At 42.9% G+C, this 26267-nt stretch carries 21 protein-coding genes; 14 read left to right on the top strand and 7 right to left on the bottom strand.

The window, feature by feature from the left end:
• Positions 1 to 173: 173 nt before the first annotated feature.
• Positions 174 to 2372, bottom strand: coding sequence for a primosomal protein N' (gene priA / locus BO26_RS12950; protein WP_036771962.1), 2199 nt, complete (start codon positions 2370 to 2372; stop codon positions 174 to 176).
• 221 nt (positions 2373 to 2593) lie between these two features.
• Here priA and rpmE point away from each other — a divergent pair, with 221 nt between their 5' ends.
• Entirely contained in the window at positions 2594 to 2809 is a 216-nt protein-coding gene (gene rpmE / locus BO26_RS12955) for a 50S ribosomal protein L31 (RefSeq protein WP_036771993.1), read from the top strand.
• Between the two features lie 131 nt (positions 2810 to 2940).
• Here rpmE and metJ read toward each other — a convergent pair whose 3' ends face one another.
• Positions 2941 to 3258, bottom strand: a complete 318-nt coding sequence (gene metJ, locus BO26_RS12960; RefSeq protein ID WP_015836311.1) for a met regulon transcriptional regulator MetJ — start codon at positions 3256 to 3258, stop codon at positions 2941 to 2943.
• Between the two features lie 283 nt (positions 3259 to 3541).
• On the opposite strand from metJ, the gene metB reads away from it, so the two are divergent.
• From metB to metF, 3 genes are all read left to right on the top strand, one after another.
• On the top strand, positions 3542 to 4702 hold the full coding sequence (metB, locus tag BO26_RS12965; protein ID WP_036771964.1) for a cystathionine gamma-synthase: 1161 nt from the start codon (positions 3542 to 3544) through the stop codon (positions 4700 to 4702).
• 2 nt (positions 4703 to 4704) lie between these two features.
• A complete protein-coding gene (locus BO26_RS12970) occupies positions 4705 to 7140 on the top strand; it encodes a bifunctional aspartate kinase/homoserine dehydrogenase II (protein ID WP_036771966.1) in 2436 nt (811 codons plus the stop codon).
• A gap of 342 nt (positions 7141 to 7482) precedes the next feature.
• On the top strand, positions 7483 to 8367 hold the full coding sequence (metF, locus tag BO26_RS12975) for a methylenetetrahydrofolate reductase (RefSeq protein WP_036771967.1): 885 nt from the start codon (positions 7483 to 7485) through the stop codon (positions 8365 to 8367).
• Positions 8368 to 8534: 167 nt separating this feature from the next.
• Here the strand turns inward: metF and BO26_RS12980 are convergent, their stop codons facing one another.
• The 3 genes from BO26_RS12980 to argE form a co-directional block, all read right to left on the bottom strand.
• On the bottom strand, positions 8535 to 9116 hold the full coding sequence (locus BO26_RS12980; RefSeq protein ID WP_051690973.1) for a YolA family protein: 582 nt from the start codon (positions 9114 to 9116) through the stop codon (positions 8535 to 8537).
• Positions 9117 to 9428: 312 nt separating this feature from the next.
• The gene (gene ppc, locus BO26_RS12985; RefSeq protein ID WP_036771970.1) at positions 9429 to 12065 is read right to left on the bottom strand and encodes a phosphoenolpyruvate carboxylase; all 2637 of its coding nucleotides are present in this window, start codon (positions 12063 to 12065) and stop codon (positions 9429 to 9431) included.
• 271 nt (positions 12066 to 12336) lie between these two features.
• Entirely contained in the window at positions 12337 to 13488 is a 1152-nt protein-coding gene (gene argE, locus BO26_RS12990) for an acetylornithine deacetylase (protein ID WP_201771273.1), read from the bottom strand.
• 108 nt (positions 13489 to 13596) lie between these two features.
• Here argE and argC point away from each other — a divergent pair, with 108 nt between their 5' ends.
• The 5 genes from argC to oxyR all read left to right on the top strand — a co-directional run bounded on the left by argC (position 13597) and on the right by oxyR (position 19266).
• Positions 13597 to 14601, top strand: a complete 1005-nt coding sequence (argC, locus tag BO26_RS12995) for an N-acetyl-gamma-glutamyl-phosphate reductase (protein ID WP_036771973.1) — start codon at positions 13597 to 13599, stop codon at positions 14599 to 14601.
• Positions 14602 to 14626: 25 nt separating this feature from the next.
• Positions 14627 to 15400 (top strand): acetylglutamate kinase, encoded by a 774-nt coding sequence (gene argB, locus BO26_RS13000; RefSeq protein ID WP_036771974.1) that lies wholly within the window; start codon positions 14627 to 14629, stop codon positions 15398 to 15400.
• Between the two features lie 67 nt (positions 15401 to 15467).
• Positions 15468 to 16682, top strand: a complete 1215-nt coding sequence (locus tag BO26_RS13005) for an argininosuccinate synthase (RefSeq protein ID WP_036771975.1) — start codon at positions 15468 to 15470, stop codon at positions 16680 to 16682.
• A 151-nt stretch (positions 16683 to 16833) separates the two neighbouring features.
• Positions 16834 to 18213: an argininosuccinate lyase gene (gene argH / locus BO26_RS13010; RefSeq protein ID WP_036771976.1), complete on the top strand. Its 1380-nt coding sequence runs from the start codon at positions 16834 to 16836 to the stop codon at positions 18211 to 18213.
• A 147-nt stretch (positions 18214 to 18360) separates the two neighbouring features.
• Positions 18361 to 19266, top strand: a complete 906-nt coding sequence (oxyR, locus tag BO26_RS13015; protein WP_036771977.1) for a DNA-binding transcriptional regulator OxyR — start codon at positions 18361 to 18363, stop codon at positions 19264 to 19266.
• Here the strand turns inward: oxyR and sthA are convergent.
• Positions 19258 to 20655 (bottom strand): Si-specific NAD(P)(+) transhydrogenase, encoded by a 1398-nt coding sequence (gene sthA / locus BO26_RS13020; protein ID WP_036771982.1) that lies wholly within the window; start codon positions 20653 to 20655, stop codon positions 19258 to 19260. The two genes, oxyR and sthA, sit on opposite strands and share 9 nt — an antisense overlap.
• Before the next feature lie 189 nt (positions 20656 to 20844).
• Between sthA and fabR the strand changes: the two genes are divergently transcribed.
• Positions 20845 to 21480 (top strand): HTH-type transcriptional repressor FabR, encoded by a 636-nt coding sequence (fabR, locus tag BO26_RS13025; RefSeq protein WP_165602849.1) that lies wholly within the window; start codon positions 20845 to 20847, stop codon positions 21478 to 21480.
• 23 nt (positions 21481 to 21503) lie between these two features.
• Complete coding sequence (locus BO26_RS13030; protein ID WP_036772000.1) at positions 21504 to 21875, top strand: YijD family membrane protein; 372 nt, start codon at positions 21504 to 21506, stop codon at positions 21873 to 21875.
• Between the two features lie 66 nt (positions 21876 to 21941).
• On the opposite strand, the gene trmA is transcribed toward BO26_RS13030, so the two are convergent.
• Entirely contained in the window at positions 21942 to 23042 is a 1101-nt protein-coding gene (gene trmA, locus BO26_RS13035; RefSeq protein WP_036771985.1) for a tRNA (uridine(54)-C5)-methyltransferase TrmA, read from the bottom strand.
• Between the two features lie 187 nt (positions 23043 to 23229).
• Between trmA and btuB the strand changes: the two genes are divergently transcribed.
• The 3 genes from btuB to BO26_RS24890 all read left to right on the top strand — a co-directional run bounded on the left by btuB (position 23230) and on the right by BO26_RS24890 (position 26148).
• Positions 23230 to 25089: a TonB-dependent vitamin B12 receptor BtuB gene (gene btuB / locus BO26_RS13040; protein ID WP_036771986.1), complete on the top strand. Its 1860-nt coding sequence runs from the start codon at positions 23230 to 23232 to the stop codon at positions 25087 to 25089.
• Positions 25034 to 25900, top strand: coding sequence for a glutamate racemase (gene murI, locus BO26_RS13045; RefSeq protein WP_036771989.1), 867 nt, complete (start codon positions 25034 to 25036; stop codon positions 25898 to 25900). The genes btuB and murI overlap by 56 nt, the downstream gene beginning before the upstream one ends.
• 116 nt (positions 25901 to 26016) lie before the next feature.
• Positions 26017 to 26148: a hypothetical protein gene (locus BO26_RS24890; RefSeq protein WP_477707004.1), complete on the top strand. Its 132-nt coding sequence runs from the start codon at positions 26017 to 26019 to the stop codon at positions 26146 to 26148.
• The last annotated feature ends 119 nt before the right edge of the window (positions 26149 to 26267 follow it).

A 26267-nucleotide genomic window follows, 5' to 3' on the forward strand; every position in this document is an offset into this window, starting at 1 on the left:
TTGCTCCTTAGTTTGCAAAAAAAGGTGATATGAATCATTTATTCGATGTGGCTCGCAAATTAGTAAATAATTTTTCATTGCTTGCTTATTATCAAGAGTGATTTTTCCAGGTAGTTATAGGAGTATGTTTTATTTGATAAACTTATGCGTTTAAAAATAAAGGTTATTAATCACTAACCATCGGTTGGATCTACATCAATACTCCATTTCACTTTTCGAGTTTGCGGCAATGTAGTTATTTGTGGATAGACCATTGCCATTATTTTCTGTAAAGAAATTCTAGATGGATGTTGAACGAGCAGTTGCCAACGATAACGACCGCTTCTTTTCGCCTGTAATGCAGGAACTGGCCCCATGATCCATAAGTTATCATCGCGCAGGGGGTGATTTTCAAAAAGCAGACGCAATTGTTGTAAAAAAGCGGGTGATTGCTGATTATCGTAATCTTCTGACCGTAAGATAATATGGCTGGTAAATGGCGGCAAAAATACGCTTTGCCGTTCATCCATAGTTTGAGCAGCGAAGGCGTCGTAACCTTTATTAAGCAGAATTTGCAATAACGGATGGTCAGGATGATGGGTCTGGAGGACGACTTCTCCTTGTTTGCCTGCCCGGCCTGCACGGCCAGATACTTGCGTATAGAGCTGTGCGAAGCGTTCTGCTGCCCGGAAGTCCGCAGAAAATAGGGCTCCGTCAACATCCAGCAAGGAGACTAGTGTTACATTGGGGAAATGATGGCCTTTTGCCAGCATTTGTGTGCCAATCAATATACGGGCACCTCCAGTATGAATATCTGTCAGTCGCTGTTCCAGTGCTCCTTTGCGGTTAGTGGTATCCCGATCAACACGGGTAATAGGTACACCAGGGAACAGGGCTGAAATACCACTTTCAAGCTGTTCTGTGCCGAGACCGGCAGGTTGAAGATGGGTAGAGCCGCACTGTGGGCACTGGCGAGGAATTGGGCGCTGCTGATCACAATGATGGCAGCGTAACTGACGATGATGCTGATGCAGAGTGTAATAATGGTCACAACGTTGGCATTCTGCAATCCAACCACATTCATGACAAAGTAAAGCGGGTGAATAACCACGGCGGTTGAGGAACAGCATTATTTGGTTGTCCGCTTTCAGATGTTCTTCAATACGCTTTATAAGTGGCTGAGATAACCCGACTTTTAGAGGTAAGCCTTTTAAATCCAATAAATGTTGAGTGGCTGGCTGAGCATGACCTGCTCGTTTGGATAGTGTTAGCTGGCGATATTTGCCTTGTTGCACATTATAAAGTGTTTCTAGTGCTGGAGTGGCAGAACCCATGATAACTGGGATATTTTCCTTTTTTGCCCTGAACACAGCTAAATCGCGGGCATGGTAACGCCAGCCTTCCTGTTGCTTATAAGAGCTATCATGCTCTTCATCAATAATAATGACACCTAAACAGGCAAATGGTGTAAATAGGGCTGAGCGTGTACCGATGATAATCGCATTCTCACCGCATTGTGCCCGTAGCCATACAGCAAGGCGTTCACTGTCATTCAGGGCTGAATGAAGAACGTCAACTGGTACGTTGAAGCGTTCATTGAAACGGCGGATTGTCTGTGGTGTCAAGCCAATTTCCGGTACAAGTATCAATGCCTGTTTACCTTGTGCCAAAATATTCTCCAGCACACTGAGATAAATTTCTGTTTTACCTGAGCCAGTGATTCCAGCCAGTAACCAGGGAGAAAATTGTTGATCTTCTGCACGAATAGCGCCAACTGCTGTGGCCTGTTCTGTATTCAATTTCAGGCGTTCGCCGGTGATTTGAAAATGGTTCCGCCAGTCTTCAGACTCAGGTTGTACAGGGTGCAAATCGATAAGTGTCTTCTTTTTAAGTGACTGAAGGGCGCTTTCGCTTAATTCCAGTTCTGCAATCTGATGGCGATATATCGTTTTCTGGCGTAGTGCAGCCAGCGCTTGTTGTTGTTTTGGTGATCGTTTCAATTGTGCCAGCGGTATTTCGGCACCTGTCGGAGTCACCTGCCATTGCCAGAGAGGGGTTGATTCAGCGGGCTTTCCCTGACGAAGTAATACCGGCAAGGCATGAAACAGGACTTCTCCTATGGGGTAATGGTAATAGTTGGATGCCCAAAGTAATAATTGCCAGAGAGCTTCTGAAAATAAGGAACAAGTATCGAGAATAGATTCTATTGGTTTCAGTTGTTCTGCTGGAATATCACTACTATCGGCTGTTCCAGTAACGATACCAATCGCTTTGCGTTTGCCAAAAGGTACTGTTACCCGCATCCCTGCAACGGGTAATTGGTTGTTTTCGGGTAGCAGATAGTCAAAAGAGCGAGTAAGAGGGACCGGCAAAGCAACCTGAACAACAGCCATAAAATTATTCCATAAGATCAATGAGTAAGTCAGAGTATAGTCAAAAATTGACTATAGAGTATCACAGACCATGAACGGATTTCATTGCGAGATAGATGGATATTCTGTATGATCCGCCGCCTTTGGTACGGAAGATGCCAAACTTATTTTATCAACGCGACGTGTGGTGTTTGGCGGCAACAGGGCTGGATAGCGACACGGCCTTAAATAGAGGTTATCCCATGAAAAAAGGTATTCATCCTAAATATGAAGAAGTTACTGCAACTTGTTCTTGCGGTAATGTAATACAAATCAGATCTACCGTTGGTCACTCCCTGAATCTGGACGTATGTGGTCAATGTCACCCATTCTATACGGGTAAACAACGTGATGTTGCTACTGGTGGCCGTGTTGATCGCTTCAAGAAACGTTTCAACGTTCCAGGTGTCAGCAAGTAATTGCAGAATTGCGCCCACTAATAAAGTGGGCCAACTGGTACAAACGCCCGGTGTTTTGCATCGGGCGTTTTGCATTTTAAATGAACATGACAAAAGACCTTAATTTTTCAGTAGGTTTTGTTGCGCCACTATCAATATTCCCAGGTGTCGGGATCAATGCCCAATTCACGCATGATCTCTTTTGCAGCCTCTGGGATTTCATCGTTACGCTCTTTGCGTAAGTCATCATCATTAGGAAGTGGTTGCCCGGTAAATGCATGCAGGAATGCTTCACATAGCAATTCACTGTTAGTTGCGTGGCGCAGGTTATTTACCTGGCGACGGGTACGTTCATCAGTGAGAATTCTCAGCACTTTCAAAGGAATTGAAACTGTGATTTTCTTCACTTGTTCGCTTTTTTTGCCATGTTCAGCATAAGGGCTGACATATTCACCGTTCCATTCAGCCATGGGGTACCTTAAATAGTCGTATAGTCATAAAATTAAGCCAGATAACAGAGGCAGCTTTCGTTGTGAAATATTGCCATTTTATCGTGATTTCCTTATCAATTATACAGTTATAGTATATTCGATAAACTAATCGCCACTAATAAAAGTATCATAATTATGATGGATAATTATCCCACTGCTTAATCTAACCGTAAAGAGGTTTAGATGTCTAGATGTGTTGACGTCTATTATGGGAGGGGATATTCTTCCTTGATTCAATTTATGGCAGATAGTGGTAACTGATATGACACGCAAGCAGGCAACAATAGCAGTTCGCAGTGGGCTGAATCATGATGAACAATATGGCTGCGTTGTTCCACCTATTTATCTTTCCAGTACTTATAATTTTACTGATTTTAATCAGCCGAGGACACATGATTATTCCCGGAGGAGTAATCCAGGTCGTGATATGGTGCAGCGGGCATTGGCTGAATTGGAAGGCGGGGCAGGTGCTGTAGTAACCAGCAGTGGCATGTCAGCGATTCATCTACTATGCACCGTTTTTCTGAAGCCTGGCGATTTGTTGGTTGCTCCTCATGACTGTTATGGTGGCAGTTACCGATTGTTTGACAGTCAGAGTAAACGTGGTGCTTATGAAGTTGCTTTTGTCAATCAGGGGGATGAACAGGAGTTAAAGCGAGTGTTGTCCAGAAAGCCAAAGTTGGTATTGATTGAGACGCCAAGTAATCCTTTATTGCGTATTGTAGATATTGCCCGTATATGTCAGCTTTCCCATGAAGTAGGGGCGACAGTTATTGCTGATAATACTTTTCTAAGCCCTGTATTGCAGAAACCTCTGGAATTAGGCGCGGACCTGGTTGTTCATTCCTGTACTAAATACCTTAACGGGCATTCTGATGTTATTGCCGGGGCGATTATTGCAAAGGATGAAGATATAGTAACGGAGCTTGCTTGGTGGGCAAATAATATTGGTGTAACTGGTGCAGCGTTTGATAGTTATCTGTTGCTACGTGGAATACGTACTTTATCGCCACGGGTGCTTTTACAGCAAAATAATGCGCTGGAAATCGTGAATTATCTTCAACAGCAGCCGTTAGTGAAAAAGCTTTTTTACCCTTCTTTGAAAGATCATCCAGGACATGAAATTGCTTGTAAGCAGCAATCCGGTTTTGGCGCAATGATAAGTTTTGAGTTAGATGGTAGTGAACAAGCAATACGTTGTTTTCTGTCTGAGTTAAAATTATTCACTTTGGCGGAATCATTAGGTGGTGTGGAAACTTTGATTTCCCATACGGCGACGATGACTCATGCTGGAATGTCAGCACAGGCAAGAGCAGAAGCGGGGATTACGGATTCACTATTGCGTGTTTCTGTGGGTATCGAAGATAGTCAGGATTTAATCACTGATTTAGAAAATGCATTTCGGGCAGTAGTAAAGGAGTGACCATGAGTGCACTGGCAGTAGCAGGGGCGGAAAATGGCCGCCAATTACATAAGTTTGGGGGAAGCAGTCTCGCGGATGTGAAATGTTATCAACGGGTAGCCAAAATTATGGCTAATTATAGCCAACCCGGTGATTTGATGGTGGTATCCGCGGCAGGCAGCACCACTAACCAGTTAATTAACTGGCTTAAGCTCAGTCAGAGTGACCGTATTTCTGCCCATCAGGTACAGCAAGTTCTGCGCCGTTATCAGCAGGATCTGATCAAGGGATTGCTACCTGAAACTGTTGCTGAAGAATTAATGAAGTGCTTTATTGCTGATCTGGAAAGATTGGGCGTATTACTGGATAAGCCGATCAGTGATGTGACTTATGCTGAAGTTGTGGGTCATGGGGAGATCTGGTCTGCACGTTTGATGTCAGCTGTACTCGAAGCCCAGGGAGTGCCGAGTGCTTGGGTGGATGCTCGTCAATTCTTACGTGCAGAACGAGCAGCTCAGCCACAAATTGATGTTGCATTTTCTCAGCCATTGCTGGGGCAGTTGTTGACTCAAAATCCAAATAAGCGATTGGTTGTGACGGGGTTTATCTCCAGTAATTATGAGGGAGAAACAGTTCTGCTGGGACGCAATGGCAGTGACTATTCTGCAACTCAGGTTGGCGTTTTGGCAGGGGCTAAACGAGTGACTATCTGGAGTGATGTCGCTGGCGTTTACAGTGCTGATCCAAGAAAGGTAAAAGATGCTTGCTTGTTACCTTTATTGCGTTTGGATGAAGCCAGTGAATTGGCTCGTCTTGCTGCGCCTGTGTTGCATACTCGTACCTTGCAGCCTGTTTCTGCCAGTGATATTGATCTGTTGCTGCGTTGCAGCTATCAACCAGAGCAGGGTTCCACTCGTATTGAAAGAGTATTGGCAACTGGGACGGGAGCAAAAATTGTTACTAGTCATGATGATGTTTGCCTGATTGAGTTGCATGTGGCCGCGCATCATGATTTTAAACAAATCCATAAAGATATTGATTTGTTGTTAAAACAGGGGCAGATTCGTCCGTTGGCAACAGGTATTCATCCTGACTGTAATCTGATTCAGCTTTGTTACACTTCTGAAGTGGTGAGTAGCGCTTTGAACGTTCTGGAAGATGCTGCGTTGCCGGGGAAACTCTCCCTGAGAGAAGGTCTGGCGCTGGTGGCTCTGGTTGGTGCAGGTGTATGTAAGAATCCATTGCATTGTCATCGTTTTTATCAGCAACTTAAAGATCAGCCAGTAGAATTTATCTGGCATGCAGAGGATGGAATTAGCCTTGTTGCTGTGCTGCGAACCAATCAGACTGAACATGTAATTCAGGGGTTGCACCAGAGTTTATTCCGTGCTGAAAAGCGGATTGGCCTGATCTTATTCGGTAAAGGAAATATTGGTTCCCGTTGGTTGGAGTTATTCACTCGTGAGCAGAAAAATATTTCTGCTCGCAGTGATTTTGAATTTATTCTGGCCGGGGTGGTGGATAGTCGCCGAAGTTTGCTCGATTATCAGGGAATTGATGCTAGTCGGGCATTAGCTTTCTTTGATAATGAGGCGACAGAGCATGATGTCGATGAGTTGTTCTTGTGGATGAGAGCGCATCCTTATGATGATTTGGTCGTTTTGGATGTGACTGCCAGTGAAGAATTAGCCCGATGTTATACCGATTTCGCCAGCTACGGTTTCCATGTTATCAGTGCTAATAAAATTGCTGGTTCTTCCAGTAGTAACGATTATCGTCTTATCCGTGATGCATTCGCTAAAACAGGCCGTCACTGGTTCTATAATGCGACAGTGGGTGCTGGCTTACCAATCAACCATACCGTGAGAGATTTACGAGAGAGTGGTGATACCATTCTGTCGATTAGTGGTATTTTCTCCGGTACATTATCTTGGCTGTTTCTGCAATTTGATGGTTCTGTGCCATTCAGTGACTTGGTCGAGCAAGCGTGGCAACAGGGTTTGACAGAGCCTGATCCACGTATTGATCTGTCAGGTCAGGATGTGATGCGTAAATTAATTATTCTCGCCCGTGAAGCAGGGTATGAGATTGAACCAGAGCAGGTACGTGTTGAGTCACTTGTCCCGAAAGAAGCAGAATCAGGTTCTGTTGAGCAATTCTTTGATAACAGTAGCGTTATCAATGAGCAAATGGAGCAGCGATTTGCTGCTGCACAGGAAATGGGGATGGTGTTGCGCTATGTTGCTCGTTTTAATGCGAATGGTAAAGCAAAAGTAGGTGTTGAGGCTGTATGTCCTGATCATCCTCTGGCTTCTTTGTTGCCGTGCGACAATGTATTTGCGATTGAGAGTCGCTGGTATCGTGATAATCCGCTGGTGATCCGAGGGCCGGGTGCTGGTCGTGATGTGACAGCAGGAGCAATTCAATCTGATCTTAACCGTTTGTCTCAGTTGCTTTGAGTTGCAAAATTTTCACTTTATCTGATGTGATTTCCTTCGCTTAATATTTCTAGGAAACGTGAGGAAGGTAGTGCTGAGAAGGGCGCTCTTCCTCATTGTTTATCTTGGACATTTTGATCCGCCAAGTCGATGTAAACATAACTAAATATCCATTGATGAATTTTCTTCCGATTCAGGATGAATATTCCTCACTCGCTTAACTCAAATTTGTTGTTGACTAAGAAATGCCAATCCTTCATCTTATTTAGACGTCTAAACGTATAGGTGTTTAGATGTTTAAATAAGAATGGCTGGCAAATTATAAAATAAGAAATTATTCCGCTTGTTAACGAGGTACAGGGTATGAGTTTTTTTCACGCTAATCAGCGAGAGGCGCTGAATCAGAATCTGGCTGAACTGGAAGGGCAGATCCGTGTTTCATTTGAATTCTTTCCACCACGTACAGTAGAGATGGAAAAAACCCTGTGGAAATCTATTGGTCGGTTGAGCATCCTTAAACCTAAATTTGTTTCCGTTACTTATGGTGCTAACTCTGGTGAACGTGATCGAACTCATAGCATTATCAAGGGAATAAAAGAGAAAACTGGTCTTGAAGCTGCTCCTCACCTCACTTGCATTGATGCCAGCCGTGATGAATTGCGCAAAATAGCCCGTGATTACTGGAATAATGGTATCCGCCATATCGTGGCTTTACGTGGTGATTTACCGGATAACGGTGAAAAACCTAAAATGTACGGGGTTGATCTGGTTGAGTTACTTAAGAAAGAAGCTGATTTTGACATTTCAGTTGCTGCATACCCTGAAGTTCATCCAGAAGCGAAAAGTTCTCAGGCCGATTTGATTAGCCTAAAACGGAAAATCGATGCGGGTGCGAGCCGTGCCATTACCCAATTCTTCTTTGATGTGGAAAGTTACCTGCGTTTTCGTGACCGTTGTGTTGCTGCTGGGATTGATGTGGAAATTGTCCCGGGAGTTTTGCCGGTATCCAATTTCCGTCAGCTTCAGCGTTTTGCTGCAATGACCAATGTCCGTATTCCGAGTTGGATGACCAGAATGTTTGATGGGTTAGATGATGATCCAGAAAGTTCTAATTTGGTTGGTGCTTCTATTGCAATGGATATGGTGAAGATTTTAAGCCGTGAAGGTGTGAAAGATTTCCACTTTTATACCTTAAATCGTGCGGAACTGAGTTATGCAATCTGCCATACTTTGGGTGTTCGTCCTTAATCGTTGGCTCTTACTAAGAATCTTTTAGTAAGAGCATATTTTTTGCTGCTTTATTTCGATAAAGAGTAAATGTTTGTTGTCTAATAGGATAATTGTGTTGATACCTGTGTGTAGAAATGAACAAGGGCGGTTTCCCAGCCCTTGTGGATTAAGTGAGTTTCAGCAGGTTAAAGAATGTTGATCTGTACTGACATGGTATTCCAAGGCGAATTAGTTGAAGTATTCTGATACCTGAAGGTACCATTCTGGTTGCCGTCGAGATTATATTCCTTAAGGTAGCCAACCACAGTTTGGCCCGCAGTACATGGCCAAGTGTAGTACCCGTTTGTAATGCAAACGGTTTGAGAAGAATACATCGCCGAGTTAGGCAGTAGACCGCCATTCATCCAAGCAAAGGAGCTGTATCCGTAGCCAATTTCCAGAACAGCGGCGCGGAGCTGCTGTCCTCCGTGATCGCAGGTCGTTGCAAACAAGTTGGAAGTGTATTCCCATCCGCAATTTGTCGAACCAACGGCATAGACCCACATATTGGTTAGTGAAGGTGCAGGAGCGTGAACAGCACCATCATCAATTTTGAGATCCCGTTCTTCAACCCGGATGGGGTTCTTAGCGTTAGGCAGTAGCTGGGATTGCTCTATCAGGACTTTTTGAGTAGCAGGGACTGCTGGCAGTTGCTCTGTTTGGGCATAGGCATTAACGCCAAATAAGGAAGCAAGAGATAACAAAATAGCGAGTTTACTTTTCTTCATAATTGAACCCTCTGAGAAATGGAAAAGACACAATTCTAGGGAAGTGAGCAAAAATCACATTATTAAATTTTATTTATGCAATGATCAGGGTTTTGGTATCTGTTATTGCGTATTTTCGTATCTCTTGTGTGGCAAGGATAGGATTAATGATAAGTAATGTTTCTTAAATTAGACCTGGCTTGGTGAGAAATAGCTTCTTTTTTATTGTTTTTTTGAGCACATTTTGTACGGGCTGTCTGGGGGAAAAGAGACCAGTACTGTGCTCAATAATGTTACTTCTGTTGCGCGGAGATTGTCTCCTGCGTACAGCAACTAACCTGTATTTCGCATTCCGGCTGCTATACCGGCAATAGTTACCATTAATGCTTGCTCAACTTGTGGATCAGGATATTGTTGCTGACGAGAACGCAGTAGTAGTTCTGCCTGTAAGACATTTAATGGGTCAGTATAAACATTACGTAAAGCGATAGATTCTGCAATCCACGGTAAATCTGCCATCAGATGCTCATCTTTGGAAATGGTTAATACCGTCTTGATATCCGCGGAAAGTTGTTTGCGCAATTTTTGGCCTAACGGCCATAGGTTCTTATCTACCAGACGATGATCATAATATTCTGCCAACCATAAATCAGCTTTGGCGAAGACCATTTCTAGCATACCTATACGAGTTGTAAAGAAAGGCCAGTTACGGCACATTTCTGCCAGTACATCCTGTTTACCATCATTCACCACTCTTTGTAGCGCAGCACCTGCACCTAGCCAGGCTGGTAACATCAAACGATTTTGTGTCCAGGCGAAAATCCACGGAATAGCGCGCAGACTCTCTACCCCTCCTGCCGGGCGGCGTTTGGCAGGGCGAGAGCCCAAAGGCAGTTTAGCTAATTCTTGCTCTGGTGTTGCAGAGCGGAAATAAGGCACAAAATCGGGCTGCTCACGCACATAATCACGATACATTTTGCAGGAAACATCAGACAGAGTATCCATTACCTGATGCCATTCCGGTTTTGGTTCCGGAGGTGGCAGCAGATTTGCTTCCAGAATAGCACTGGCATACAACGCTAAGCTACTGATAGTGACCTGTGGTAGACCGAATTTAAAGCGGATCATTTCACCTTGTTCGGTTACACGTAGGCCACCTTTCAGGCTTCCCGGTGGTTGGGAAAGCAGCGCTGCATGTGCTGGTGCGCCTCCGCGGCCAATGGTACCTCCGCGACCGTGGAACAAAGTCAGTGTAACGCCTTCTTGTTCACAGATTTTAATCAAGGCATCTTGTGCCCGGTATTGCGCCCAAGCGGCAGACATGACTCCGGCATCTTTTGCTGAGTCAGAATAGCCAATCATCACCATCTGCTTATCCTGAATCAGTGAGCGATACCACTTAATATTCATCAATTGTTGAATGACATTGTCGGCATTATTCAAGTCATCCAAGGTTTCGAACAGTGGGGCAACAGGTAAGGTGAATGGGCAACTGGCTTCTTTCAGCAGCAAGTGAACGGCTAATACATCAGAAGGCGCTTTAGCCATTGAAATAACGTAAGCCGCGATGGCATCTTGAGGTGATTCTGCAATTACTTTACAGGTTGCGAAAACTTCCTGCGTTTCAGCGCTTGGTTGCCAGTTATGTGGGATTAGAGGACGTTTGGATTGCAGTTCATGTAGCAGGAAAGCCTGTTTTTCTTCTTCTGACCAACTTGCGTAGTCACCTAATTCCAGGTATTGGGTTAGTTCAGAAATGGCCGCTGTATGGTGAGCGCTTTCCTGACGTACATCAATGCGGACTAGAGATAGACCGAAACAACGGATGCGACGCAGGATATCTAATAATTGGCCATTGGCGATGATTTCCATCCCGCAGGTTTTCAGTGATTGGTAGCAGGCGTAAAGTGGTTGCCAGAGTTGTTCATTATCTAACAGCAAATCAGTTGGTGGCAGAACTTGTTCGCCTTTCAGCCGTTTCTCCAAATATGTCAGTGTGTTGCTAAGTTGCGTCCGTAGCTTTTTGGCAATTTCTCGGTAAGGTTCCAGAATTTCATCACCACCTGCCAGTTTGCGAACTTCGGGTGTACACTCAGACATGGATAGCTCGGAAACCAGTACTTGAATATCCTTAAGGAACAGGTCTGCGGCTTTCCAGCGGCTAAGTAGTAACACATGGCGAGTTACTTCAGCCGTCACATTTGGATTACCGTCGCGGTCGCCACCCATCCAAGAAGTAAAACGGACGGGTACTGCTTCGACCGGCAGGCTGTAATTAATTGATTCTTCCAGTTGTTCATTGAATTCACGCAGGAACGCTGGCACACCATCCCATAAGCTGTTTTCCACCATCGCGAAGCCCCACTTAGCTTCATCAATTGGAGTAGGACGAATTTTACGGATTTCATCAGTATGCCATGACTGGGCAACTAACTGACGTAGGCGGCGCATAATGTTGTTATGTTCATAATCCGCCAGGTCATCGTGGTCTAATTGCGATAGACAGGTGTTAACTGCGACCAGTTTGTGGATTAATGTACGACGCGCGATTTCAGTTGGGTGAGCGGTGAGGACTAGTTCAATAGATAATTCATTTACCGCTTCTTTTAGGTTGTCGTTACTGAAGTTTCTTTCTTTTAAGTGGGTGAATAATTTCGCTAATGCAACGGGGTTGCTGGCAGCTTCACCGTGTGGAGAGATGCTGTGATACTGCTCTGCGACGTTTGTCAGGTTGAGAAATTGATTGAAAGCACGGGCAACTGGCAACAGTTCATCATTAGATAGGTTTTGTAATGTAGATAGTAGTTGCTGGCGGTGTGCTTCATTGCCGGCGCGGGATGATTTGGATAATTTGCGGATAGTCTCGACTTTATCAAGAATATCTTCCCCTAACGCTTCTTTGATGGTATCTCCGAGCAGCTTACCTAGCAGGCTAACATTACTGCGCATTGCGGAATATTGTTGGTTCATGTGACTCCTGGCTTTTATTGCTGGTAGAATGTTGATTCTGTTACTGTAGGAAAATTTTATTTAAGTAGCGGAAAGTTATTTTTGTGGCGCCACAGTGTTGCATTGACCCTAAGCCTTCATATTCATATCAGAAAATGATCAGTTTGGGAGAAATTTCTAAAATTTAATGGTCGGTCATGTCTTATAAGTATTACTTATGTGCTAGAGAGCTTGGAAAAGTGCTTTTGTTGTCTTAAGTCCCTCTGATTTTTAGAGGGACATATTGAAACAACTAATTATTGTTCAGACAGAAATGATCGATTAATTGAGAAATTATCTTTCTGGTAGGTTCAATAAATGACGTATCAATAAATTCATTTGGCTGATGTGCCTGCTCAATAGAACCCGGGCCAAGGACTAGTGTTGGACATAATTCCTGAATGAATGGTGCTTCGGTACAGTAATTCACTGTTTCCGCTTTACGGCCTAGCAATGTCTCTATTACACCAACCATCTTATGATCTGTTGGACATTCATAACCAGGAATTGGGGGATGTAATTCGTTAATAGTCAGGCGACCAGGCCAACGTTGTTTCACGGGTTCCAAGGCTTTATTTAACAGTCCGTTTAAATCCTGTAACGTTAGTCCCGGTAATGGGCGAATATCCATATGTAATTCACAATGTGCACAAATACGGTTTACCGCATCACCTCCATTAATATAACCGAAGTTCATTGTGGGATATGGAATGGCAAACGCCGGATTGTTGTAACGTTCTCTGAGTGTATTGCGCAATTCAATCAGATGACCAATAGATTCATGCATCAGATCAATGGCGTTTATCCCACGGTCTGGATCACTGGAGTGCCCTGATTGGCCGATAATGCGGATAGCGTTCGATAAATGTCCTTTGTGTGCACAGATAGGTTGCAATGATGTTGGTTCTCCGATAATAGCGAAATCTGGCCGGATAGTTGCGCTTGCGGCAAAATAACGAGCACCAGCCATTGTCGTTTCTTCATCTGCGGTAGCCAGAATGTACAGTGGATGGGTCATCTTACTGACATCAATATCCCGCAAGGCATCAATGATAAAAGCGAAGAAGCCTTTCATATCTGCCGTACCCAAACCGTACAGTTTGTTATCGCGTTCTGTCAGGGTGAAAGGATCTTTAGTCCAGAGTCCTTCGTCAAAAGGTACAGTATCAGTGTGTCCACACAGTAGTAACCCACCTGAGCCACCCCCCAGAGTCGCCAGTAAATTATATTTTCCGCGGGTTTCGGGTACGGGTTGTATCTCAATCTCGAAACCAATTTCCTTTAACCAACTTGCCAGAAGATTGATTAAAGACTCATTACTCTGATCAATGCTTGCATCGCTAGCACTGATAGATGGAGTAGCGATTATCTGCCGAAATAGCTCAATAAATGGAGGTAATTTCATATTCACTGTTGACAGCCTTTATCCATGATAGTATCAATATTAATGCATTTTTTTTGAATAAAAATCCATTATGCCGTTTAAATACTGAGCACAAGGTGAAGATATCTTATGTTGAATACGCTGGTTGTTGGTGCAAGTGGTTATACCGGAGCGGAGCTGGCAGCATATCTGCATCGTCACCCGTATACAAATCTGATTGGACTGATGGTTTCTGCTCAAAGTGTTGATGCAGATAAATGTTTTTCAGATTTACATCCACAGTATAAAGGCATCATTGATCTGCCATTACAACCGCTTACTGACATCACTGATACTGCTAAAGGGGTTGATGTGGTTTTCCTTGCCACAGCCCATGAAGTCAGTCATGACATTGCGCCAGCATTTTTGGCAGCTGGTTGCATAGTGTTCGATCTCTCTGGTGCCTATCGCGTACAAAATGCTCAGATTTATAAACAATACTACGGATTTAAACATAAGCATACTGAATGGTTAGAACAAGCTGTATATGGACTTGCTGAATGGCAGGCTGAAAAAGTCAAACAAGCTCAGTTGATCGCTGTTCCGGGGTGTTATCCAACGGTTTCTCAGCTCTCCCTGAAGCCACTGCTGGAAAATAGTTTGCTAGATACTAACCACTGGCCAGTAATTAATGCTACCAGTGGCGTGAGTGGAGCAGGCCGGAAAGCTACCATGACTAATAGTTTCTGTGAGGTCAGTTTGCAACCTTATGGGATATTTACTCATCGTCATCAACCGGAGATTGAGGAACATTTGGGCACCAGAGTGATTTTTACTCCACATCTTGGAAATTTCGTGCGGGGTATTCTTGCCACAATTACCTGTAAATTGAAGCCCGGTGTTACCGAAGAACAAATTAGTGAAGCTTATCAGAAAGCATATAAAGATAAGCCATTGGTACGACTCTACAGCAAAGGGATTCCGGTGCTGAAATCGGTTGTTGGATTGCCGTTCTGTGATATCGGTTTTGTTGTACAGGGTGATCACCTGATTATTGTAGGTACAGAGGATAATCTCTTAAAAGGTGCAGCAGCTCAGGCAGTTCAGTGTATGAATATACGTTTTGGGTTTGAAGAAACTCAGGCATTACTTTAGTTATTGACGTGAAGGAGTAAAGCAGATGGAACCTTTAGTCATAAAGTTAGGTGGCGTGTTACTGGATAATGAAGAAGCACTGGAGCGTGTGTTTACTGCATTACAGGAATATCGGAAAACACACAAGCGTCAGTTGGTTATTGTGCATGGCGGTGGTTATCTGGTAGATGAACTGATGCAGAAGTTGCAATTGCCAATAGTGAAGGAACAAGGATTACGGGTGACACCGTCTGATCAGATTGGAATTATCACTGGTGCATTGGCAGGTACAGCCAATAAAGCTTTGCTGTCGTGGGCAACTAAATATCAGTTGGCATCAGTTGGATTATATTTAGGCGATGGTAATGTTGTGACAGTTTCCCGACTGAGTGAAGAGCTGGGGCACGTGGGGAAAGCGGTGCCTGGTGATGCTAACTTGCTGAAAACTCTGTTGGATGCTGGCTATATACCGATTATCAGTTCGATTGGAGTGACGAATAAAGGGGAACTGATGAATGTGAATGCAGATCAAGCAGCAACGGCGATAGCTCAGACGCTGGGGGCTGATCTGGTTTTGCTATCTGATGTTAGCGGTATTTTGGATGGTAAAGGGCAGAAAATCCCTGACATGAATGCTCAGAAAGCTGAACAACTTATCATACAGGGTATCATTACTGACGGCATGATTGTGAAGGTGAATGCCGCTCTGGATGCAGCCAGAACATTAGGCCGCCCAGTAGATATCGCCAGTTGGCGTCATGCGGACCAGTTGACGGCTTTATTTAATGGTATTCCTGTCGGTACTCGTATTCTGGCTTAAATCAATTTGATTAATTTTTAGCAAGGCTTTGTTGATAAACAACAACGGAATTTTAAAGGGTAACTTCATGCATACTAAAGATATTAGAAAAATAGTTCTCGCATACTCTGGTGGTCTGGATACTTCTGCCATTATTCCTTGGCTGAAGGAGCATTATGACAACTGTGAAGTTGTCGCTTTTGTCGCAGATGTGGGCCAAAGCCGTGAAGATTTGGAGGGGGTGGAGCAGAAAGCTCTGCGCTCTGGAGCATCGGAATGCCATGTCGTAGATCTACGTGAGGAGTTCATCAAAGATTATGTTTATCCGGTACTGAAAACCGGTGCGCTGTATGAAGGTAGTTATTTACTGGGAACTTCAATGGCGAGACCAATTATTGCTAAAGCTCAAGTTGAGCTGGCATTGAAAGTAGGAGCAGATGCACTTGCTCATGGCGCAACAGGTAAGGGCAACGATCAGGTTCGGTTTGAAAACACTTATACTGCGTTAGCACCCCAGTTGAAAGTGGTAGCACCGTGGAGAGAGTGGGATTTACGTTCCCGCGAAGCGCTGTTGGCTTACCTGAAAGAACGAGATATTCCAACTACAGCAACACTCGAGAAGATCTACAGCCGTGATGAGAATGCATGGCATATTTCTACAGAAGGTGGAGTACTGGAAAGTACCTGGAACGCATCTAATCAAGATTGCTGGGTATGGACGACAGCGTCAGAAGAAGCACCAAATGAAGCTGAGCTGGTAAACGTTACTATTGAGAAAGGCGAAATTGTTGAGGTTAATGGTAAAGCGCTGTCCCCATATCAATGTCTTGAAGAATTGAATATTTTAGGTGCAAAGCATGGTATCGGCCGGATCGATATCGTGGAAAACCGTTTAGTAGGTATGAAATCTCGTGGTTGTTATGAAACTCCAGGAGGAACCATCATGATGGCTGCATTGCGTGGTATCGAACAATTGGTTCTAGACCGCGATAGTTTCAAATGGCGTCAGCAACTTGGATTGGAAATGTCTTATGTCGTTTATGACGGGCGTTGGTTTGCACCGTTGCGTCAGTCTATTCAAACGGCTGCTGAGGTTTTAGCAGCAGATGTTAGCGGTGAAGTGGTACTGAGACTTTATAAAGGTCAGGTGACGGCGATCCAGAAGAAATCAGCAAATAGCCTTTATTCTGAGGAATTTGCAACGTTTGGTGAAGATGAGGTCTATGATCACAGCCATGCTGAAGGATTTATTCGTCTGTATTCTCTCCCTTCACGTATTCGGGCATTAAATAGTAAGAAATAATTTCATCACCCGAGGTAATGGAGATAAGGCCAGATCATGGATTTATCCTTGAATTGACTTTTCTGGCCTATTATTTCCATTACAGTGAATGAAATTGTGGTTTATAGAAAGGTAATAATCACTCAGACATCAGATAATCAGGAACGAAAATATGGCACTTTGGGGTGGACGTTTCAGCCAGGAAACAGATCAACAGTTCAAACAGTTTAACGATTCATTATGTTTTGATTATCGACTGGTGGAGCAAGACATTATGGGGTCAGTTGCATGGTCAAAAGCGTTGGTGACAGTTGATGTACTGACTACTGAGGAGCAACAAAAACTGGAGTTGGCATTAAATGAACTATTGGATGAAGTTCAAGTCAATCCACAAGCCATCCTGCAAAGTGATGCAGAAGATATTCATAGTTGGGTGGAAGGCAAGTTGATCAGCAAAGTCGGCGATCTGGGTAAAAAGCTCCATACTGGTCGTAGCCGTAATGATCAGGTGGCGACAGATCTCAAACTTTGGTGTAAGAAGCAAATTTCACATATTCATCAGGCAATTGTGGAAGTACAGCAGGCATTAGTAATGACCGCAGAAAATAATCAAGATGCGGTTATGCCAGGCTATACCCATCTACAAAGAGCACAGCCTGTCACATTTGCTCACTGGTGTTTGGCCTACACAGAAATGTTAGCCCGTGATGAAAGCCGGTTACAGGATGCCTTAAAACGACTGGATATGAGCCCGCTTGGGTGCGGTGCATTAGCAGGGACTGCGTATGATATTGATCGTGAACAACTGGCATCATGGTTAGGTTTTGCTTCTGCGACCCGTAATAGTCTGGATAGCGTTTCAGATCGTGACTATGTATTGGAATTGTTATCTGATGCTAGCATTAGCATGATCCATCTCTCTCGTTTTGCTGAGGACCTGATTTTCTTTAATAGTGGTGAAGCAGGGTTTATTGAACTGTCCGAGCGGGTAACTTCTGGTTCTTCTCTGATGCCACAGAAAAAAAACCCGGACGCATTGGAGTTAATTCGTGGGAAATGTGGTCGGGTTCAAGGTGCATTGACTGGGATGATGATGACTCTGAAAGGTCTACCACTTGCTTATAATAAAGATATGCAAGAGGATAAAGAGGGATTGTTCGATGCACTGGACACTTGGTTGGATTGTTTGCATATGGTAGTGCTGGTGTTAGATGGAATTCAGGTAAGGCGTTCACGTTGTGAAGAAGCGGCTAAACAAGGCTATGCCAACGCAACTGAATTGGCTGATTACCTGGTTGTAAAAGGTGTTCCATTCCGTGAAGCTCACCATATAGTCGGGGAAATTGTGGTGATGGCACTTGCACAGGGTAAGGCGCTGGAAGAGCTGCCATTAACAGAGTTGCAGAAATTCAGCAGTACAATTACTGAAGATGTATACGATATTTTGTCTCTACAATCTTGTTTGAATAAGCGCCTTGCCAAAGGTGGTGTATCACAAAAACAGGTCATGAAAGCGATTGTGGATGCTAAGCAGAGACTGAAACTAAGTTAATGATAGTAGTAGGGGGTATAAATATATCTCCTGTAAAATAAGATCTTTATATAAATTTTTAAGGATTATCTGATAGTTATTCCCTCACATTGATATAATTATCTATTGGTAGTTTCTATTATTTATATTAAATATGTTGAGGTGTGAATGAATATCCGCGATCTGGAATATCTTGTGGCTCTTGCGGAGCACCGGCATTTTCGCCATGCTGCTGATTCTTGCCACGTTAGCCAGCCTACGTTAAGTGGGCAAATTCGTAAGCTTGAGGATGAGCTAGGTGTAATGCTATTGGAGCGTACCAGCCGTAAGGTTTTGTTCACTCAGCAAGGGATGTTATTAGTGGAACAGGCCAGAACGGTTCTCCGTGAGGTCAGGATTTTACAGGAAATGGCGTCACTTCAAGGGGAAAATATGGCTGGTCCTCTGCATATTGGCTTGATCCCAACGGTTGGCCCATATCTATTACCTCATATCATTCCTGAGCTTCATGGTTTGTTCCCTAAACTGGAAATGTATCTGCACGAAGCCCAAACGCAAAGTCTGTTAGCTCAGTTAGATAGTGGTAAATTGGATTGTGCGATTTTGGCGATGGTTAAGGAGACAGGCGCTTTCATTGAAGTACCGTTGTTTGAAGAGCCGATGAAACTGGCAATCTTTGACGACCATCCTTGGGCAGATCGAGAAAAAGTTGCCATGAATGAATTGGCTGGTGAGAAATTGTTAATGCTGGAAGATGGCCATTGCTTACGTGAACAGGCAATGGGTTTCTGTTTTCAGGCTGGGGCGAAAGAAGATACACATTTTCGAGCAACCAGCCTGGAAACTCTACGTAATATGGTTGCTGCCGGAAGTGGAGTGACGTTATTGCCTGACTTAGCCGTTCCACAGGAGAGAAAACGTGATGGCGTTTGTTATCTGGAATGCAGCAACCCTGAACCTAAACGATCTATCATTTTGATTTATCGTCCTGGTTCACCTCTGCGTAGTCGCTATGAGCGATTGGCAGAGGCGATTAAAGCAAAAATGAGCGCTTATTACGGGCAATCAAAATAGTCGGTTCAGGCCATTTAGGGCCGCTACACGATAAGCTTCAGCCATGGTTGGATAGTTGAAAGTAGTATTGACGAAATATTCGATAGTATTACTTTCACCTTTCTGTTCCATAATAGCTTGGCCAATGTGAATGATTTCAGCAGCACGTTCCCCGAAGCAGTGAATTCCAAGAATCTCTTTTGTTTCTCTGTGAAATAATATTTTCAGACTTCCTACATTCATTCCTGCAATTTGGGCACGTGCAAGATGTTTAAATTGAGCGCGTCCAACTTCATAAGGTATTTTCATTGCAGTTAATTGCTGTTCTGTTTTTCCTACAGAGCTGATTTCAGGAATGGTATAGATACCCGTTGGAATATCTTCAATTAGATGAGCTTCTGCACTTCCTTTGGTCATTGCTTGAGCGGCAATTCGGCCTTGGTCATAAGCAGCGGATGCAAGGCTTGGATAACCGATAACATCTCCTACAGCATAGATATTTTCGTTGTTGGTTTGATAGATCTTATTGACCTTTAATAAACCTCGGTTATCTGGTTCCAGACCAACATTTTTCAGCCCTAAAGTATCGGTATTGCCTGTTCGACCGTTGGCATAAAGCAGACAGTCAGCTTTGACTTTTTTACCGGATTTGAGGTGAACAATGACACCATCATCAACACCTTCAATTTTGGAATATTCTTCATTGTGACGGATCACAATACCGCTATTCCAGAAATGGTAGGAAAGTGCATCTGACATCTCCTGATCAAGAAAAGCCAGCAAGTGGTCACGAGTATTGATCAAATCAACTTTCACGCCTAATCCTCGGAAAATTGAGGCATATTCACAACCAATCACTCCGGCACCATAAATAATGACATGCCGTGGTTCGTGATCCAGTTTCAGAATTGAATCGCTGTTATAAATACGTGAATGTGTGAAATCAACATCTGGTGGGCAATAGGGACGGGAACCGGTTGCGATAATAATCTTATCTGCACTTAAAATATCGTGGTTACCATCGGCATAGCGCACACTTACCCGGTGTTCATCAATAAAAGTGGCTTCCCCGGAAAACATACGGCACCCGTTGCGTTCGTAAAATCCTTGACGCATTTTAGTTTGCTGATTGATGACAATTTCAGCACGGCGTAAGATTTCAGCAAATGAAGAACGAAGAATACGAGAGTTATCACTGTATAGAGGGTTTTGGTTAAATTCTATAATACGGCTGACTGCATGGCGAAGGGCTTTAGACGGGATAGTACCCCAGTGAGTACAACCGCCACCGACGTTATTGTAACGTTCAATAACAGCAACGTTTTTACCCTGTTTCACCAGTCCCATTGCTGCTCCTTCTCCACCGGGGCCGGAGCCAATGACAATGGCGTCAAAATGAATATGTTGCATAGAGGAAAGACCTGTTTTTACACAAAATTACAACGCCATATTAACATTGGTTGACTTAATAACCCAAACGTCATAAGGATTTTGGGTCACAGTTTAATGATGAAACAGATCAGTATCAGTGACATGATGAGAGCATCATCATAAAATTTGATTATATTCAGGCAAAGATTCAGGATTCGTGTGAGTAATATTACTGGCGTCAGAGCGAAACAGAAAGAAAAAACCCGTCGTTCACTGATTGAGGCTGCATTTAGCCAACTGAGTGCTGAAAGGAGTTTTACTAGCCTTAGCTTGCGTGAGGTTGCCCGTGAAGCCGGCATTGCGCCAACTTCATTTTATCGTCATTTCCGTGATGTTGATGAATTAGGACTGACTATGGTTGATGAAAGTGGCTTAATGCTACGTCAGTTAATGAGGCAAGCCCGACAACGTATTGCTAAAGGTGGCAGTGTTATCCGTACATCTGTTTCAACTTTTATGGAATTTATTGGTAATAATCCAAATGCATTCCGATTACTATTACGTGAACGCTCAGGAACCTCTGCTGAATTCCGTGCCGCTGTAGCACGAGAAATCCAACATTTTATTGCTGAACTGGCAGACTATTTAGAACAAGAAAGTCATATGCCGAGACATTTTACAGAAGTGCAGGCAGAGGCGATGGTAACAATAGTATTCAGTGCAGGTGCAGAAGCACTGGATATTGATTTGGAGAAAAGACAGCGTTTGGAAGAACGTTTAGTCTTGCAACTACGGATGATTGCTAAAGGTGCATATTATTGGTATCGCAGAGAAATGAATTCACCGGACCCTAAACTTAAATAATTATGAATAAGGAGAACGAAATGATGGAACAATACCGCCAGGACAAAAGTACATTGTTACTTGCTTTTATTGTCGGATTAGCAACTAATGGAACGTTTTCAGCAGTTTTTAGCTCAGTTGTTTCTTTTTCAGTTTTCCCACTGATAACACTGGTTTTATCTATTTACTGTCTCCATCAGCGCTATTTGAATTATTCAATGTCAGATGGGATGCCTAAACTGGTTGCTGCTTGCTTCCTGTTAGGATTATTTGGTTATAGTGCAATTATTAGGGTTGAATATCCTGAAATTGGTTCTAATTTTCTACCTGCGGTAATTGGTACCGTATTGGTGTTTTGGATTTATAGAAAAATAAGAATCCGTAAAAATCAGGCAATTGTGGAAGGTTGCGATTAGTTGGTCAAAAGCGCCGCAAGGATAAAAAATATTTGCGGCGCTTTTGTCTTATATAGCAGCTAAATATTAACTTAATTTTTCCAAAAGTACTCCACATTCCATATGATGTGTATAAGGAAACTGGTCGAATAGAGCCAGACGGCTGATTTTATGCGTTTGGATTAATGTTTCTAGGTTGTGGCAAAGAGTTTCCGGGTTACAGGAAATATAAAGAATTCGCGGATATGCCTGGACCATTTCAACGGTTTTTTTATCAAGGCCACTACGTGGTGGATCGACAAAAATAGTTTCACATTGATAGCTTTTCAAATCGATGTTCTGAAGGCGATTAAACTCACGTTGTCCATTCATTGCTTGAGTAAACTCTTCAGCTGACATTCGGATAATTTGCACATTATCAATATTGTTGGCTGCGATATTATATTGAGCGGCAGCAACAGATGGCTTGGCAATTTCTGTTGCCAGTACCTTTTTAAAATTCTGAGCTAATGCCAGAGAGAAATTTCCATTACCGCAGTAAAGCTCAAGCAAATCTCCTTTTGAGCCTTTGGTAATATCAATCGCCCATTCGAGCATATGAATATTGATGCTGGCATTTGGCTGGGTGAAACTGTTTTCCACTTGGCGGTAGATCATTTCTCGGCCTGCAACAAATAAAACCTCATCAATGTAATCATGATCCAACATGATTTTAGTTTTAGCTGCTCTGCCAATGAGTTCAACATCAAACCCTTTATTTCTTAATTCATTACGCAGTTTTAATGCTTGTTGTATCCATTCGTCACCCAATTTTTTGTGGTAAAGCAGAGAAACAAGGATTTTATTGCTGCAAGTGGATAGATAATCAATCTGAAATAGCTTATGGCGTAGGGTCTGTTCAAATCTAATGGAGTCAATTAGTACTTCCATCATTTTGTTGATTAAGTTACTAGCAATAGGGAATTGATTAATACGAATACGCTGTTTCGTTTGTTGATCAAACATAATATGGTACAAATCATCCTGCTCATGCCAAATACGAAATTCTGCACGCATTCTGTAATGAGATACTGGTGAACGGAAAACCTCTGGCTCCGGGGTTTGGAAAGACGCCATCATGTTTTTTAAGCGGCTTACTTTCTCTGTAAGTTGTTGTTCATAACTTTCCGTTGGCAGGGGATTTTGCATTATGTTTGTTCTCTTATCTTAGTAGTGAGAAAAATTTTCGTGCGAAATTGTAGGGAAAGAACAAAGGATGTCCAGTTTTCTTATAACTCATGCATAATCTTGTCTATGCTTACTATGTATTTGGGTAGAGCTTAATGCTTCGTCGTAACGTGTCTTTCTGACAATAGATTGTGGGATGTTTTCTCTCATGATAAATAGAAACCGATTTTTATTATCTGTTGTTTCAATCGTGGTATTTTTTGGTTGGAATCATTCCTCTGTTGCAGAGGATGCGCAGGATTCATTGGTTGTTACGGCAAGCCGTTTTAAACAGCCTGTATCCAGTATATTGGCTCCTTATACGGTTGTAACACAAGATGAAATTATTCGCTGGCAATCAAATAGTGTAGCCGATATTTTACGTCGTCTACCTGGTGTTGATATTGCGCGGCATGGTGGCATTGGACAATTAAGCTCTTTGTTTATTCGTGGCACTCAATCTAGTCATGTATTGGTACTAATGGATGGAATACGTTTGAATCAGGCTGGTATTAGTGGTTCTTCTGATTTAAGCCAAATACCTGTATCATTGGTTCAGAAAATTGAATATATCCGTGGACCGCGTTCTGCTGTTTATGGCTCTGATGCAATTGGTGGTGTTATTAATATCATCACTACTAGGGAAAAATCAGGAACTAACCTTAGCGTAGGTATTGGCTCATATGGTTATCAGACTTACGATGGTGCAATTCAGCAAGAGCTAACTGAAAACACAGTACTGACAGCAGCAGCTAGTTATACCTATACCAAAGGATACGATATTGTTGCTGATGGTAATACCGGTGGTTTTAGACAGCCTGACCGTGACGGTTTTATGAGTAAAATGCTTTGGCTGGGGGTCGATCAAAAATTTAATGATCAATTCAGCGGGTTTGCTCGAGCTTATGGCTATAACAATAGAACCTCTTATGATGTAGATATTAATTGGAGCTATCGATATGCCAGACCGGATACCCGTGAACTTTATAACCGTCACTATGACACAGGGATTCGATTTAACCAAGGGATCTATTCGTCTCAATTGATCGCAAGCTACAGCCATATAAAAGACTATAATTTTGATCCTAAATATGGACGTTATGATGAATCCGCTAGCTTTGATGATTCTGAACAATATAACCTGCAATGGGGAAATACGTTTCAACTATATCAGGGGATGGTGAGTACCGGTGTGGATTTCCAAAAACAATCTATAGAAGCTGGAACAAATTATATTCCGACGAGTGAAACAGTAAGTAATACGGGGATATATTTAACAGCACAGCAGCAATTACAAGATTTAATTTTGGAAGGTGCAGTTCGTTCAGACAAACATTCAGATGCTGGTTGGAATGCAACGTGGCAAACCAGCGCAGGCTGGGAGTTTATTGAAGGTTATCGTTTGATTATTTCTTATGGTACGGCGTTTAAAGCGCCGACTCTCAGCCAGATGTATGGTTTTGGTGGAAATCATGATTTAAAACCTGAAGAAAGTAAGCAATGGGAGGGTGGTATTGAGGGAATAACGGGCCTACTAAATTGGCGTTTTACTGTATATCACAATGACATTGAGCAATTAATTAATTATGCAAATAGCCATTACTACAATATTGGAAGAGCAAAAATTAAAGGTACTGAGTGGACTGGTTCAATGGATACAGGTATATTCCAACACCAATTGACATTACAATATGTCGAATCACGTAATGGTGAAACTAATGAAATTTTAGTTCGTCGTGCGAAGCAACAAGTGAAATATCAACTTGACTGGCAGCTATATGATTTTGATTGGGGGCTAACTTATCAATATCTGGGCCAGCGCTATGATAATGATTTCAAGACATTTCCTGCTAAACGTGTGAAATTAGGTGGAGTTAGTCTCTGGGATTTAACTGTTTCATATCCGGTCACTTCTTCTCTGACAATTCGTGGTAGAATAGCCAACCTGCTTGATAAAGATTATGAGACAGTTTATGGCTATCGCATTCCAGGACGTGAATACTACCTCACTGGGAGCTATAACTTCTGAGTTGATGAATAAAACTGTGCGCCCGACAGTTTTAGTGTTTGATTCTGGTGTAGGCGGCTTATCTGTTTACCAGGAAATCCGACGGCTATTGCCGGATCTTCATTATATATACGTTTTTGATAATGAAGCATTCCCTTATGGTGAAAAATCGGAAGAATTTATTATTGAACGAGTTGTTAAAATTATTGGTGCTGTTCAGCAAAAACACCCTCTAGCAATAGTTGTTATTGCATGTAACACAGCAAGTACCGTCAGTTTGCCAGCTTTGCGTGAACGATTTCATTTCTCGGTAGTTGGTGTGGTCCCTGCGATAAAACCCGCAGCAAAGTTGACTTGTAATGGTATAGTTGGGCTGTTGGCGACGAGAGCAACAGTTAACCGATCCTATACAAAAGAACTTATCGAAAGATTTGCGGCAGATTGCAGAATTGAATCTATAGGTTCAGCTGAGTTGGTAGAATTAGCTGAAGCTAAATTACATGGTAGTAAAGTATCTTCCGAAGCCTTAAAACAGATATTGAGACCTTGGCTCAGAATGAAAGAACCACCTGATACCGTGGTATTGGGTTGTACTCATTTTCCACTATTGGCGGAAGAATTAATTCAGGTATTACCTGATGGCACACGTTTAATTGATTCCGGCGCCGCTATTGCCCGGAGAACAGCATGGTTGGTTAAGCATCAAGAAAACTTGGTTTGTACTTCAATAGATAGCCTTGCTTATTGTATGAAAATAAATGTTGATACTGATGCATTAATCCCCGTTTTGCAGGCATATGGATTCTCAAAATTGGAGCAATTGAATTCTTAAAATTGAATTCTTAAGTTAAATCTGCTGAAATAATCGTCTGTCGTTGGCTTTTTTCAAAATAATGCTTGCCAGCGCCGAAGAAGGCCCTATAATGCGCCACCACTGACCGACACAACGTGGATAAACCGGGTGAGGTCAGGCAGGGAAAAGGCAATAAGCGCTTGACTCTGCGGGCGAAAAGCGTAGTATACGCAGCCCGGCTGACGGAGAATGATAATTTTTATGTTGGCCCGCTCTTTAACAATTAATCAGACAATCTGTGTGGGCACTCACAAGACCGTATCACAAAAAAATACGTTTTAAAGTCTTGAAGAGTGAAGCGCAGTTAATTCATAACGAACTAACGGTGAGATTCTTTGAGCCTCAA

The sequence above is a fragment of the Photorhabdus australis DSM 17609 genome (assembly GCF_000711895.1).
In the GTDB taxonomy this organism is placed as follows: Bacteria; Pseudomonadota; Gammaproteobacteria; order Enterobacterales; family Enterobacteriaceae; genus Photorhabdus; species Photorhabdus australis.

Coding starts and splice junctions, on each gene's coding strand:
- BO26_RS13030 (WP_036772000.1), top strand. CDS start 21,504: ATGGAACAATACCGCCAGGACAAAAGTACATTGTTACTTGCTTTTATT.
- rpmE (WP_036771993.1), top strand. CDS start 2,594: ATGAAAAAAGGTATTCATCCTAAATATGAAGAAGTTACTGCAACTTGT.
- murI (WP_036771989.1), top strand. CDS start 25,034: ATGGCTATCGCATTCCAGGACGTGAATACTACCTCACTGGGAGCTATA.
- BO26_RS12980 (WP_051690973.1), bottom strand. CDS start 9,116: ATGAAGAAAAGTAAACTCGCTATTTTGTTATCTCTTGCTTCCTTATTT.
- argC (WP_036771973.1), top strand. CDS start 13,597: ATGTTGAATACGCTGGTTGTTGGTGCAAGTGGTTATACCGGAGCGGAG.
- trmA (WP_036771985.1), bottom strand. CDS start 23,042: ATGCAAAATCCCCTGCCAACGGAAAGTTATGAACAACAACTTACAGAG.
- argE (WP_201771273.1), bottom strand. CDS start 13,488: ATGAAATTACCTCCATTTATTGAGCTATTTCGGCAGATAATCGCTACT.
- ppc (WP_036771970.1), bottom strand. CDS start 12,065: ATGAACCAACAATATTCCGCAATGCGCAGTAATGTTAGCCTGCTAGGT.
- oxyR (WP_036771977.1), top strand. CDS start 18,361: ATGAATATCCGCGATCTGGAATATCTTGTGGCTCTTGCGGAGCACCGG.
- priA (WP_036771962.1), bottom strand. CDS start 2,372: ATGGCTGTTGTTCAGGTTGCTTTGCCGGTCCCTCTTACTCGCTCTTTT.
- sthA (WP_036771982.1), bottom strand. CDS start 20,655: ATGCAACATATTCATTTTGACGCCATTGTCATTGGCTCCGGCCCCGGT.
- argH (WP_036771976.1), top strand. CDS start 16,834: ATGGCACTTTGGGGTGGACGTTTCAGCCAGGAAACAGATCAACAGTTC.
- btuB (WP_036771986.1), top strand. CDS start 23,230: ATGATAAATAGAAACCGATTTTTATTATCTGTTGTTTCAATCGTGGTA.
- metF (WP_036771967.1), top strand. CDS start 7,483: ATGAGTTTTTTTCACGCTAATCAGCGAGAGGCGCTGAATCAGAATCTG.
- BO26_RS13005 (WP_036771975.1), top strand. CDS start 15,468: ATGCATACTAAAGATATTAGAAAAATAGTTCTCGCATACTCTGGTGGT.
- metJ (WP_015836311.1), bottom strand. CDS start 3,258: ATGGCTGAATGGAACGGTGAATATGTCAGCCCTTATGCTGAACATGGC.
- BO26_RS12970 (WP_036771966.1), top strand. CDS start 4,705: ATGAGTGCACTGGCAGTAGCAGGGGCGGAAAATGGCCGCCAATTACAT.
- argB (WP_036771974.1), top strand. CDS start 14,627: ATGGAACCTTTAGTCATAAAGTTAGGTGGCGTGTTACTGGATAATGAA.
- metB (WP_036771964.1), top strand. CDS start 3,542: ATGACACGCAAGCAGGCAACAATAGCAGTTCGCAGTGGGCTGAATCAT.